The sequence below is a fragment of the Tissierellales bacterium genome (genome assembly GCA_035301805.1).
In the GTDB taxonomy this organism is placed as follows: Bacteria; Bacillota; Clostridia; order Tissierellales; family DATGTQ01; genus DATGTQ01.
This window is the reverse complement of the sequence record DATGTQ010000245.1, coordinates 1-12096: the sequence shown is the minus strand read 5'-3', so window position 1 is coordinate 12096 and position 12096 is coordinate 1. Positions and strand designations below refer to the sequence as shown.

The 12096-nt window shown below is 29.5% G+C and carries 14 protein-coding genes, 1 pseudogene and 1 other annotated feature; of the genes and pseudogenes, 13 read left to right on the top strand and 2 right to left on the bottom strand.

The features are described 5' to 3' along the window. Window positions 1–292 precede the first annotated feature (292 nt). From VK071_12205 to VK071_12190, 4 genes are all read left to right on the top strand, one after another. Window positions 293–604: a hypothetical protein gene (locus tag VK071_12205; GenBank protein HLR36073.1), complete on the top strand. Its 312-nt coding sequence runs from the start codon at window positions 293–295 to the stop codon at window positions 602–604. Window positions 605–1169: 565 nt separating this feature from the next. After that, window positions 1170–1478, top strand: coding sequence for an RNHCP domain-containing protein (locus tag VK071_12200; GenBank protein ID HLR36072.1), 309 nt, complete (start codon window positions 1170–1172; stop codon window positions 1476–1478). Between the two features lie 142 nt (window positions 1479–1620). Next, window positions 1621–1956 carry a hypothetical protein gene (locus VK071_12195; GenBank protein HLR36071.1) on the top strand — a complete coding sequence of 112 codons (336 nt, stop codon included), beginning with the start codon at window positions 1621–1623 and terminating at the stop codon, window positions 1954–1956. A gap of 185 nt (window positions 1957–2141) precedes the next feature. Continuing rightward, window positions 2142–3197: a low specificity L-threonine aldolase gene (locus VK071_12190; protein HLR36070.1), complete on the top strand. Its 1056-nt coding sequence runs from the start codon at window positions 2142–2144 to the stop codon at window positions 3195–3197. A 1-nt stretch (window position 3198) separates the two neighbouring features. On the opposite strand, the gene splB is transcribed toward VK071_12190, so the two are convergent. After that, entirely contained in the window at window positions 3199–4239 is a 1041-nt protein-coding gene (gene splB / locus VK071_12185) for a spore photoproduct lyase (GenBank protein ID HLR36069.1), read from the bottom strand. 239 nt (window positions 4240–4478) lie between these two features. Here splB and VK071_12180 point away from each other — a divergent pair. The 4 genes and pseudogenes from VK071_12180 (at window position 4479) to fosB (ending at window position 6961) form a co-directional block, all read left to right on the top strand. After that, window positions 4479–4996, top strand: a pseudogene (locus VK071_12180) (lactate utilization protein). Continuing rightward, a complete protein-coding gene (locus tag VK071_12175; GenBank protein HLR36068.1) occupies window positions 4996–5967 on the top strand; it encodes an MBL fold metallo-hydrolase in 972 nt (323 codons plus the stop codon). The pseudogene VK071_12180 and the gene VK071_12175 overlap by 1 nt, the downstream one beginning before the upstream one ends. 29 nt (window positions 5968–5996) lie before the next feature. Next, the gene (locus tag VK071_12170; GenBank protein ID HLR36067.1) at window positions 5997–6512 is read left to right on the top strand and encodes an isochorismatase family cysteine hydrolase; all 516 of its coding nucleotides are present in this window, start codon (window positions 5997–5999) and stop codon (window positions 6510–6512) included. 32 nt (window positions 6513–6544) lie between these two features. Then, the gene (gene fosB, locus VK071_12165) at window positions 6545–6961 is read left to right on the top strand and encodes a metallothiol transferase FosB (protein HLR36066.1); all 417 of its coding nucleotides are present in this window, start codon (window positions 6545–6547) and stop codon (window positions 6959–6961) included. 692 nt (window positions 6962–7653) lie between these two features. Here the strand turns inward: fosB and VK071_12160 are convergent. Next, complete coding sequence (locus VK071_12160; protein ID HLR36065.1) at window positions 7654–7983, bottom strand: hypothetical protein; 330 nt, start codon at window positions 7981–7983, stop codon at window positions 7654–7656. A gap of 204 nt (window positions 7984–8187) precedes the next feature. Continuing rightward, window positions 8188–8400: a binding site (T-box leader), on the top strand. A gap of 81 nt (window positions 8401–8481) precedes the next feature. Between VK071_12160 and leuS the strand changes: the two genes are divergently transcribed. The 5 genes from leuS to VK071_12135 all read left to right on the top strand — a co-directional run. After that, window positions 8482–10893: a leucine--tRNA ligase gene (gene leuS, locus VK071_12155; protein HLR36064.1), complete on the top strand. Its 2412-nt coding sequence runs from the start codon at window positions 8482–8484 to the stop codon at window positions 10891–10893. Window positions 10894–10954: 61 nt separating this feature from the next. Beyond that, on the top strand, window positions 10955–11278 hold the full coding sequence (locus tag VK071_12150; protein HLR36063.1) for a DegV family protein: 324 nt from the start codon (window positions 10955–10957) through the stop codon (window positions 11276–11278). A gap of 17 nt (window positions 11279–11295) precedes the next feature. Then, the gene (locus tag VK071_12145) at window positions 11296–11448 is read left to right on the top strand and encodes a DegV family protein (protein ID HLR36062.1); all 153 of its coding nucleotides are present in this window, start codon (window positions 11296–11298) and stop codon (window positions 11446–11448) included. Window positions 11449–11569: 121 nt separating this feature from the next. After that, window positions 11570–11755, top strand: a complete 186-nt coding sequence (locus VK071_12140) for a DegV family protein (GenBank protein HLR36061.1) — start codon at window positions 11570–11572, stop codon at window positions 11753–11755. 45 nt (window positions 11756–11800) lie between these two features. Next, a partial coding sequence (locus VK071_12135) for an NAD-dependent epimerase/dehydratase family protein (protein HLR36060.1) occupies window positions 11801–12096 on the top strand: 296 nt, incomplete at its 3' end.

The following is a 12096-nucleotide window of genomic DNA, read 5'->3' as shown; positions in this document are numbered from 1 at the left end:
CAATTTAATGGAGTACCCCCCATAGTTTGGATAGTGTGTTGGTTTATTATTCCAGTAAGGACATGGATATGATCTATAATTATCATACATGATGTTCACTCCTTTTATAGTTTCTATGATATTATATGTTTTGCACTCATAGAAGTTCTTCAAAAGAAATTAACCAAATAGAAATAAAATAGTAAATAATAAAAGGATATCGCTGACAGTAGAATTGAAAGGGGGTTATATAAAATTAAAAGGAAGATGGGATTATTTACAGTATTAGTGTGTATAATAGGGGAATAATAATATTTATAAAGATATAAAGCAAATAGTAGTAGATGAAGCACAGGATTATTATCCAATTCATTTTGAAATGCTAAAGGTGCTTTTTCCAGAGGCTAAATATACTATTTTGGCTGATATAAATCAAACTATAGAAAAACAAATGAAATTAAACTTTAATGAGGAAATACAAAGAATTTTAGACATAAAAGCAGTTACCTTATTAACCATGTCCAAAGGCCTTCGATCCACTGATGACATTATAGACTTTAGTTCAAAATTTATAGATGATTCAGTAAAACTAGAATCTTTTAGCCGTAGTGGAATTTCACCATAAATTGTTTATAAAAGTACTAGGCTTTCCCTAGACGACAAACTAATAGAAATTATAAAGGACTTTAAAATACAGGGCTATGAATCTATAGCTGTTTTATGCAAAAGTTTTAAAGAAGGGAAAAGTTGTAATCAAGAATAAAGAGTGGACTAGACATTGTTTTAATAGGTGACACTTATGATAAAATACAAAGTTAGTAACAATATATGGCTGTGTACTATTATAATGGAGGATAAGAAGTGAAAAATACAAGAAAAAAATATATTATTATACTCATATTTAAGTAGGGGACGATGCCTTTTGATAGTGAAAGTAAAGTACACTTACCAGTGGAAGGTGGCAAATATCAGCCTTACAGTGGCTAATATAAAATCATAAAATTAGTCATGGTTCGGATTTAAGGATGAAATATGTCTTAATGAAGTAGGAACTGGAATTAATCGCAAACCTAAAGGAACAGCGGTGAATTTGTCAATACTTTACTCAAGCCTATAACTTAATATTAAGAAGAATGAACGGAACCCTACTCCTTTATATAGATTAAAAATATCTATTAAAGGAGTAGAATATGAGTAGAAATAAAGAAAATACATCATTTAATTGTGAATACTGTGGTAAAAAAGTTTTACCATTAAGTAATGGTAGTTTTAGAAATCACTGTCCCTTTTGCCTATACTCAAAGCATGTAGATGTAATTCCTGGAGATAGATTAAGTTCTTGTAAAGGACTTATGGAACCTATAGGAATTAAGATGCACTCTAAGAAAGGATTTCAGATAATACACAAATGCTTAAGTTGTGGACAGATAAAAGTAAATAAAATTGCTGAAAATACAAAACAGCCTGATGATATAGAAAAAATAATAGAATTAACTTAAATTCTATAAAGTATATTATTGCACAGCCATATTATAAATAAGTATGAGTTGATAAAGTATTTTGAAAGTAAAAAGTAAACCTTAAAGATGATAGCAATAAAACATATTGAAGAAATAAAAAAGGATATTTTATAATCTTATTATGAGGACGATAAAAGGGATTTTTCAATATGGATTAACAATTAAAATGTCAAAGGAAGAATTGATTAGAAAAATATCTGTAAATAATAGGACTTCTTTTAATAGTATCACAATTTTATTTTTGAAAGAAATAATAGATAAAATCATAAATATTAAAATATGTAAGACAATTCAACTATCTGGTAATACTTATGTATCTTTGTTGGAAGAAGTAGGTTTTAAATATGTTATACCCTCTCACAGTGGAGGAATAGTGGCAGCAAAGCTATTTGAACAATACTCAGGTAAAGAAAGACCAAAAGATTTAGCCACTATTGACGAATTAATAAAAAGGTAGTAAAAGTAGCCATAGAATTAAAAGCATCAATAGATATGGATCCAATGCTAATTGCTACGAAATAAATTTATATTAAATATTTAATTTAAAAAATGTACTGTCCATATCTACAGTACGTTTTTTAGTACAAATATTCTTAGATATGGTAAAATAGCTTTAATAGATGTATTTGTGGAGGGATTTAAATGAAAATGTTTTTAAGTGATAACAATTCAGGAGTACATCCTCGAATTCTTGAAGCTATAAGTAATTGTAATATTGGACATGAGCCTTCTTATGGAGAGGACAAGTATACAGAGAAAGCTAATGAGCTATTCAAAGAAGCTTTTCAAGCAGATGTGGATGTCTATTTTGTAACAAATGGTACTGCAGCAAATATAGTTGGGTTAAATGGACTATTAGAGCCTTTTGAAGCTATAATATGTACTGATACAGCCCATATTAATGTAGATGAATGTGGTGCCTTAGAAAGATTTGGAGGTAATAAAATACTCTACGTACCTAATAGAGATGGTAAGTTAGTTATTGATGATATAAAAGGATTTCTTAATTATATAGGAGATGAGCATCAAGTTCAACCAAGGGTAATATCCATCTCTCAAATTACTGAATTAGGAACAATTTACACTATTGAAGAAATAAAAGAGTTAGCAGATTTTGCCCATACTAATAATATGTTTCTACACGTCGATGGTGCAAGGATATCTAATGCAGTAGTAGCTCTTAATTCTAGTTTTAAAGAAATGATAACAGATACTGGAGTAGATCTATTATCTTTTGGTGGCACTAAAAATGGTATGATGATTGGCGAAGCAATTGTTTCTTTTAATAAAGAACTTAGTAAAAATTTCAAATATATAAGAAAACAAGGTATGCAATTACTTTCTAAAATGCGTTTTATATCTGCTCAGTTCATACCTTATTTAGAAGAAGATATTTGGAAAGAAAACGCTATAAACTCTAATAATATGTCTAAGTATCTAAAAGAAGAATTAAGAATACTTCCAGGTGTAGAAATTATTAATAAGTCTTTAGGGAATATACTTTTTGTTAAAATACCTAAAAGATGGAATGGGCCATTGCAAGAAGAATTCTCTGTTTATCTAATTAATGAAAAAGAAAATATCATTAGATTAGTAACTTCCTTTGATACTACTGAGGAGGATATAGAAAGTTTTATTAATTATATAAAAAACTTTCTAGTGTTTATTAAGAATGATTATCCTAGGAGCAAAAAATAATCTATATAAAATATTCTATTTTTGCTCCTGGAAAATATTTTTCTGTTTTATTTAGAAAAAATTCTTTTAATTCATTTATATCATCTGGGTCATAAACATATTTACCGTATCCAAATTGTCCATATTTAAACTTTCGTTCTTCTTCTTTCATAGGAAGTTTACTCTTAGGGAAGACATTGAGAATATTAGATTTAGCTCTAAGAGTATACCGGTGAGATATAAACTCAAAAGTTAAATCTTTAGGTGACCAATTGCTTGGCATATTTTCATATAAGTATTTTTCTAATAAAGTAAAAAGTTCTGTATATTCATCTTGCCAATTTTCAAATTTAAATATTGGTGCAATAATAAATCCTATAGGATAGCCTGATTTTAGCATTTTTGATGCTGCTATTACTCTATCCAAAAGCTGTGGTGTTCCATGTTCAAATTGTTTAATTGCCTGTTGACAGTTTAAACTAAATCTAAACCGTGTATGGTTATTATGTTCTGCATTTAAAAGATTTTCTATATCAGTAAATTTAGTTACAAATCGAAATCGTCCTAAAGGTTCTTGACCAAAAAACTCTATAGTTTTTTTAAGATTTCCAGTATATTTTTCTACCGGTATAGGGTCTGATGTAGCAGCACCTTCAAATATAGTTATCTCTGGTGCTCTAGATTCAATAATATTTTTAGTTATATCTAATATTTCTTCAATATTAACGTATATTCTTAAATAAGGTTTTGGGCCTAATGTTGTAGATAAATAGCAATATTCACACATACCAGGACAGGAGGTAGCTAGAGGAAGTTGATAATGAGCAGAAGGTTTACAGGTTTGAAAAGTTTTACTCCTTCTAACTCCAATAACTAAAGTATGTTTTGCTTCTCTATAAGCTTCTCCTGGAGTATCACCAACAATACCAATAACCCTATTATGGGAAGTTGTAGGTTTCATTGGTATATTTGTTTTTTCAAAGTAATTTATAAGTTTTTTCCCAAGGGGATAATTTAAAGCGTCAGGTTCATAAAATACTTGTTTAGGCATAAATTCTATCAATATTATTCACCTCCAAAATTTATAATTCCCTAAAAACATAATTTTACTCTGTGTAATCCTTGAGGTAATTGGAATTTCATGTTATCATTTTTGAAAATGTAATATAGATAGGAGGTCAAATAATTGACTGAAAATATTCATTGGTATATTAATAAAAGAATTGAGAGAACGATAAATAATTTTAAAAAGCATAATATGAAGTATTTTATGTTGAAAATGTAGCTAGTTTAAAAGAAAAAATTAAAGAATTAATACCAGAAAAATCAGTTGTAACCGCTGGTGATTCAATGACTCTTTTTCAAAGGGGCATAATAAATATGATGAGAGAAGGTAATTATATTTTCTTAGACAAGCATAAGGAGGGTATAACAAGTTATGAGAAAAAACAAATATATATAGTTTTAGTGCTGATACCTATCTGTCTAGTACCAATACTTTAATTGAGGATGGACAGCTGTATAATATTGATGGATATGGAAGTAGAGCAGCGTCAATTATATATGGACCTAAACAAATAATTATAATAGCTGGTATAAATAAAATTGTTAAAGATTTGGGAGAGGTGGGAAAAAGAGTAAGAAATTATGCAGTACCACTAGATGAAAAAAGGTTAGGAAAGAATACCCCCTGTACGAAAGTTGGATATTGTATGGATTATAAAAGTAGTGATAGAATTTGCAACTATTTCACTGTTATAAATAGCCAATTTAGTAATAGAATAAAGGTAATAATAGTAGGAAAGGAATTGGGATATTAATGTTAACTAAAGTATATACAAGTATTTATTTAAATGAAATTCCTTTACCAAATAATCCTCTACGTGCTTTAAATAGCTACATAATAATTTCAGAGGACAAAAATTTAATTATTGATACAGGATTTAATAGAAAAGAATGTAAATATGCATTAATGAAGGGAATTAAAAAGTTAGGTTTAGACTTAAACAATACTTATTTATTAGTGACTCACCTTCATGCAGACCATTCAGGATTAGCAGGAGAATTAAGCAAAGCAGGAGTAAAAGTATATGCTGGTAAAATAGATGGAAAGTTAATTAATGAAATGACTAGTGATAAATATTGGCAAGGGTTTGAAAAACATAAAATATTATTTGATTTAGAAAAAGATAATATCTCTTTCGATGATCATCCTGGATACAAATATTGTTTAAAGGAGCCTATTGATTTTATACCTTTAGTTGAAGGAGATGTATTAAACATAGGCAAATATTCTTTTGAAGTAATAGATATTCCAGGACATACACCAGGACATATTGGACTTTATGAGAAAAAACATAAATTATTTTTCGGTGGTGATCATGTACTAGAGAGTATAACCCCTAATATTTCTTTTTGGGATTTCGAAGAGGATATATTATCAGTATATTTTGATAGTTTAAAAAAGATATATAACTATAATATAGACTACTTTCTCTCATCTCATAGAAATATTATAGGAGATCATAAAAGAAGGATTTCTGAAATGTTGGCACACCATGGAGAACGGTTGCAGGAGATAAAAGAAATACTTAAGAATAAAAAAATGACTGTAAGGGATGTAGCAGCAAATATGCATTGGGATTTAAGTTATGATAAATGGAGGGATTTTCCTAATCCACAAAAATGGTTTGCTTCTGGAGAAGCCATGTCTCATTTAGAACATTTATATTATGAAAGTGAAATTGGTAGATTTGAGGAAAATGGCATTTTATATTATAAAATGATTTAATAATAATTTTAATACTGGAGGGTTTCAAAATGAAGGCTTTGTTAATAATTGATATGTTGAAAGATTTTATTGATGAGGATGGAGCATTAACTACTGGCCAGTCAGGTAAAGAAATAGTCAGTTTCATAAATCAAAAGACTAAAGAGTTTAGAGAAAAAAATTATCCAATAATCTATATATGTGATAACCATGAAAAAGATGATAAGGAATTTGATATGTTTCCACCTCACTGTATAGCAGGAACGAAGGGTAGTGAAATAATTGATGAATTAAAGGTTAAAGAAGAGGATAAAGTTATTAAAAAAAGACGTTATAGTTCATTCTTTGGTACTGATTTAGATCTTTATTTAAGAGAAAAAGGAGTAGATGAAATATATCTAGTAGGGGTCAACACTAATATTTGTGTCCTTTACACAGCTGCTGATGGAAGAAATATAAATTATAAAGTAAATATATATGAAGATGGAGTAGCCTCTTTTGATGAAGAAGCTCATAATTTTGCATTAAAAGAAGCTAAAAATACTTTAGGATGTAATATAATATAAACTCTAATATATTAATTCTGGAGGTAGATGTTATGGTACCAATAAATCATATAACTTTTTCAGTATCTAATTTAGAAAAGTCTATAGAGTTTTATGAAAAAGTTTTTAATGCGAAATTACTTGTTAAAGGAGATAGACTAGCTTATTTTGATTTAAACTGTCTATGGTTAGCCTTAAATCTTGAAGAAGCTATTCCAAGAGATGAAATTTATAAATCTTATACCCACATAAGTTTTACTATAGATGAAGAGGGTTTTGAAAAAAAGCTACAAGAGTTAAAGGAATTTAATGTAGATATTCAAATTGGCAGAACAAGACATAAAGATGAAGGGAAGTCTATTTATTTTAGAGATCCTGATGGACATTTATTTGAATTTCATACAAAAACTCGAGAGGATAGAATTAGATATTATAAGAAGAGTAGGAATGATTTAGAATTCTTTATATAGAGAAGTATCTTAAAGAAAATTAATTTGGGTTTAAATTTGTAAATGATAATTTGCTATCTAGACATGAAGTTTATCATAGAAATAATCTTAATGGCATAAGGGATAAAATAATGCATAGAATTTTTAAAAAGGTTCATACCAGGTTACCAAGGGAAAGTATTTTGCACAAATAGGGCTTTCTTGTGTATTTCCAAGGAAAGGTTTAACCATAGCCTATACTTATAATAATTGTAAATGTTTATACCTAACAGCTATTAAGAATTATAAAGTTGATATTATTACTTTAGATTCAGATATAGATATATTTAATAATTATACTAGAAATCAAGGGACTAGTTGTGGACTACCACCACTTATAGAAGTGGTGGCTTTCTATTTCCCAGAATATAGCCAACACTAGGTCTTATGCGTTCTCCACAGGCTTGACTTTGGGCAGTACCTACCCTATATACCCAGTTATCAAAGAACTTTCATGGTGTATTATTGTATCATATTTGCTAGATGCTGGCAATTCATCTCCCACTTATATAAGATGGAAGAATTCTTGCAAGTCTAGGTTAAACTAAATAATAGAAATTCTGCCTTTAACAAAAGATTAATATGACCAATTGTACATAAGGCACCTGAAAGACTCAGGTGCAGTAACTCCAGTTTGTTAAAAAAACTCCACTAAATTTTAGTAGAGTTTTTCTTTATTTAATTATATTAAATCGACCAATTAAAGGTAGTTCTACAGTTTTGCCATTAAACCCATTAACCATTCCCATGACTACCAAAATAAAAACAAATAAATCAAAGATAGGTAGTATAAACAAACTTATACCTGGAATAAGTTTTAGTATTAATTCCCCGGCAACTGCAAATATTAACAATATTAGTCCTTGATTTGCGTGAAATCTACCGTATTTAGATTCTGATGCTAAGACTAAGGGTAAGAAGAACAATAAATATGCTAATCCTGCCAAGGTTTTGTTTTCCTCAATATCTTTTATTTCATCATATTCTATTTCTTCTTCTTTCATTGTAACTCCTCCCCGTAAGTAAATTATATAGTAATTATTTCTTGCCGTAGCATTGTTTACCCAAGAATTTTCCATTTACTCATAAAGTTCTATAATTTATTTTTACTATTTTGTTTAATATTTTTTAAAAGCCCTTGATTTATTAATTAAAATTTGCTACAATATAGTTTAATTAGTTTTGTCACATTTTTGGCTTAAAGTAAATATTAAACTTAGATAGGAAGTAGTAAGTTTAACCTTCTTATTAGAGAGCTGTCGGATGGTGAAAGACAGTAGAAGTAAGACTGAACTCGTCCTTGAGTTGTTAGAGTGAACCATTTATTAGCTTTAACCGGCAAAAGAACCGTTATTTCTAGAAGTGGATAGACTTTTATCTATCAAATAGTGTGGTACCGCGAAAAACCTTTCGTCTCTATATTGGGATGAAAGGTTTTATTTTTTTGATGATTTGTTCTATTAAAATAATTTTGATTAAATGAAGGAGGTTTTATATATAAAATGACTAAGTATAATCCAAAGGTTTTAGAGAAAAAATGGCAACAAGTTTGGGAAGAAAGTAAGGTTTTTGAAACTAGTGATGATAAATCTAAACCTAAATTTTTTGCTTTAATTGAATTTCCATATCCATCTGGAGATGGGCTTCATGTAGGTCATCCTAGACCTTATACTGCTTTAGATGTTGTGGCAAGGAAGAGAAGACTAGAAGGTTATAATGTTCTTTTCCCTATGGGATGGGATGCTTTTGGTTTACCAGCAGAAAATTATGCTATACAAAATAAGATTCACCCTAAGTATGTAACTGAAAGAAATGTAAATAGATTTAGAGAACAATTAAAATCTATAGGTTTTTCTTTTAACTGGGATAGGGAAATAAATACTACAGATCCTGAATATTATAAATGGACTCAATGGATATTTTTAAAAATGTTTGAAAAAGGTCTTGCTTATAAACAAGAAATGCCTATAAATTGGTGTACTTCTTGTAAAGTTGGCTTAGCAAATGAAGAAGTAGTTGGTGGAGAATGTGAACGTTGTGGTGGAAAAGTAGTAAGGAAAGTAAAAAATCAATGGATGTTAAAAATTACTGAATATGCAGATAGATTAATAAATGACTTAGAAACTGTAGATTATATTGATAGAATAAAAACTCAACAAATAAATTGGATTGGTAGATCTGAAGGTATGGAAGTAGATTTTAAAATTGAAGGTGAAGAGGATTCACTAAAAGTATTTACAACTCGTCCAGATACATTATTTGGTGCAACTTATATGGTTATTTCCGTAGAGCATCCGCTAATTGAAAAATATAAAGACAAAATAGAAAATATGAAAGAGTTAAATGAATATAAAGAAATGGCTCTTAAAAAATCAGATTTTGAAAGAACTGAGTTAAATAAAGGTAAGACTGGTGTAGAAATTCAAGGGTTAAAAGCAATTAATCCTGTTAATGGTAAAGAAATACCTATATGGATTTCTGATTATGTATTAATGAGTTATGGAACAGGAGCTATAATGGCAGTACCAGCCCATGATGATAGAGACTGGGAATTTGCAAGAAAGTTTGATTTACCAATTGTAGAGGTAGTTAAAGGTGGGGATATTGAAAAAGAAGCATATACTGATACAGAAACTGGTGCTTTAGTTAACTCTGATTTTTTAAACGGATTAGAAGTAGAAGAAGCTATTGAAAAAATCAATAATTGGCTAGAAGATAAAGAACTAGGTGTAAAGAAGACTAATTATAAATTACGAGACTGGATATTTTCACGTCAAAGATATTGGGGAGAGCCAATTCCTTTAATACATTGTAACGATTGTGGCTGGGTTCCTATACCTGAAGAAGAATTACCTTTAATGCTTCCAGAAGTAGAAAATTATGAGCCTAGTCATACTGGTGAATCACCTTTAGCAAATATGGAAGAATGGGTTAATACTACTTGCCCAAAATGTGGAAAACCTGCAAGGCGTGAAACTGATACAATGCCACAATGGGCTGGATCCTCCTGGTATTTCTTAAGATATACGGATCCACATAATACTGAAGAGTTAGCTAGCAAGGAAGCGATTGATTACTGGATGCCAGTAGACTGGTATAATGGTGGTATGGAACATACTACATTACACTTACTATATTCTAGATTCTGGCATAAATTCTTATATGATATTGGTGTAGTTAATACTCTTGAACCTTATAGTAAAAGAACTGCTCATGGTATGATATTAGGTGAAAACAATGAAAAAATGTCTAAATCCAGAGGAAATGTAATTAATCCTGATGATATTGTTAATGAATATGGGGCAGATACCTTAAGAACCTATGAATTATTCATAGGAGATTTTGAAAAAAGTGTTCCTTGGTTGGAAAGTGGAGTTAAAGGCTGTAGAAGGTATTTAGAAAGAGTATGGAATATTCAAGATATTGTTGTAGAAGGAGATTCCTACTCAGAAGATATGGAAGTATCTATTAATAAAACTATAAAAAAAGTTACAGAGGATTATGAAACATTAAAATATAATACAGCAATAGCTGCATTGATGACTTTACTAAATGATTTCAATGATAAGGGAAAAATAAATAAAGCTGAACTTAGAACATATTTAATTCTATTAAATCCAGTGGCCCCCCATATAACAGAAGGGATCTGGACGAATATGGAACTTGGTGGAATGCTTCATGAACAAATCTGGCCAAAGTATGATGAAGATAAACTGGTAGAAGAAACAATAGAAATGCCAGTACAAGTAAACGGCAAGGTAAGAGGGAAAGTAGTTACAGGGTTAGATGATTCACAAGAAGCTGTTAAGGAAAAGGCTCTAGAAGATGAAGGCATAAAGAAACACCTTGAAAATAAGACAATTGTAAAAGAAATCTTTATACCTGGCAAAATATATAATATAGTGGTAAAATAGTTAGAAGCGGAGGGTAATTCTCCGCTTCATTATCATATGAGGAAAGGTAAGTAAAAACTAAATGCAGAAAATAAAGGTAATAACAGATAGTACTAGTTATATACCAATGGATTTTATAAAAGAGTACGATATATCAGTAGTACCATTATCATATACTTTTGAAGGGAAAGGGTTTAAAGAAGGATTTCCTGGTGAATTTGATAGTTTCTTTAACAAACTTAGCACTTCTAAATCTTTTCCGACAACTTCACAACCATTAGTCATAACCTTATCATCAAAAATAAGTGGCACTTATAATGGTGCTGTACTTGCTAAAAATATGTTGGAAGAAGAAAAAATATCTGTAGTGGATTCTTTACAATCAGCTTCTAATTTGAGATTTTAGTTGAAGATAGTTTAAAAATGATTAATGATGGAATAAAGAGAAAAGAAATTGTTAAACATATAGAAGAGAAAAGAAAAAATATGAGTGTATATTTAACTGTAGATATCCTAGAATACCTTAGACGAGGTAGCAGATTAAGTGGAATTAAACTGTACTTGGGTCTGTATTAAGTATTAAACCAATAATTCAATTAAAGAATGGTGAACCTACTTTATTAGAAATAGTTAGAGGAAAGAATAGAGCTATTAAAAAAATAATAGGGAAGGTTTCTGAGACTGTAAAAAGAATAATATATGTCATGTATTAAATAAATCAGGAGCTTCAAATATAGAAAAAATTCTAAAGGAAAGATTTCCTAAAGTAGAAATATCTATAGATGAGCTAGGACCAATTGTTGGAGCTCATTTAGGACCCAAGGGTATTGGATATGTTTTTATTAGTTTTATTGGTTCTTTATACATGATAAGTATGTTATAATTAAGACGTAAATATATTTGTGTACTAATTTTGGAGGTGCGTAGGGTGGCAAAAAGAAAAATTTTAGTAACAGGTGCTCTTGGTCAAATTGGGTCAGAGTTAACTATGGAGCTTAGAAGAATTTATGGAGATGATAATGTTATAGCAAGTAGTAGACGTAAAAAAGAAGGCCATGAGAATGTTATGGAATCTGGAGTTTTTGAAATATTAGATGTAACAGATGGTGAAAGAATATCTGAAATAGTGAAAAAACATAATGTTAATACTATTATTCATTTAGCAGCGTTGTTATCAGCAGTAGCTGAAGATAAACCAGCAGCAGCTTGGAATATTAATATGAA

Coding starts and splice junctions, on each gene's coding strand:
- VK071_12200 (HLR36072.1), top strand. CDS start 1,170: ATGAGTAGAAATAAAGAAAATACATCATTTAATTGTGAATACTGTGGT.
- VK071_12195 (HLR36071.1), top strand. CDS start 1,621: ATGAGGACGATAAAAGGGATTTTTCAATATGGATTAACAATTAAAATG.
- VK071_12190 (HLR36070.1), top strand. CDS start 2,142: ATGAAAATGTTTTTAAGTGATAACAATTCAGGAGTACATCCTCGAATT.
- VK071_12175 (HLR36068.1), top strand. CDS start 4,996: ATGTTAACTAAAGTATATACAAGTATTTATTTAAATGAAATTCCTTTA.
- VK071_12170 (HLR36067.1), top strand. CDS start 5,997: ATGAAGGCTTTGTTAATAATTGATATGTTGAAAGATTTTATTGATGAG.
- fosB (HLR36066.1), top strand. CDS start 6,545: ATGGTACCAATAAATCATATAACTTTTTCAGTATCTAATTTAGAAAAG.
- VK071_12160 (HLR36065.1), bottom strand. CDS start 7,983: ATGAAAGAAGAAGAAATAGAATATGATGAAATAAAAGATATTGAGGAA.
- leuS (HLR36064.1), top strand. CDS start 8,482: ATGACTAAGTATAATCCAAAGGTTTTAGAGAAAAAATGGCAACAAGTT.
- VK071_12150 (HLR36063.1), top strand. CDS start 10,955: ATGCAGAAAATAAAGGTAATAACAGATAGTACTAGTTATATACCAATG.
- VK071_12145 (HLR36062.1), top strand. CDS start 11,296: ATGATTAATGATGGAATAAAGAGAAAAGAAATTGTTAAACATATAGAA.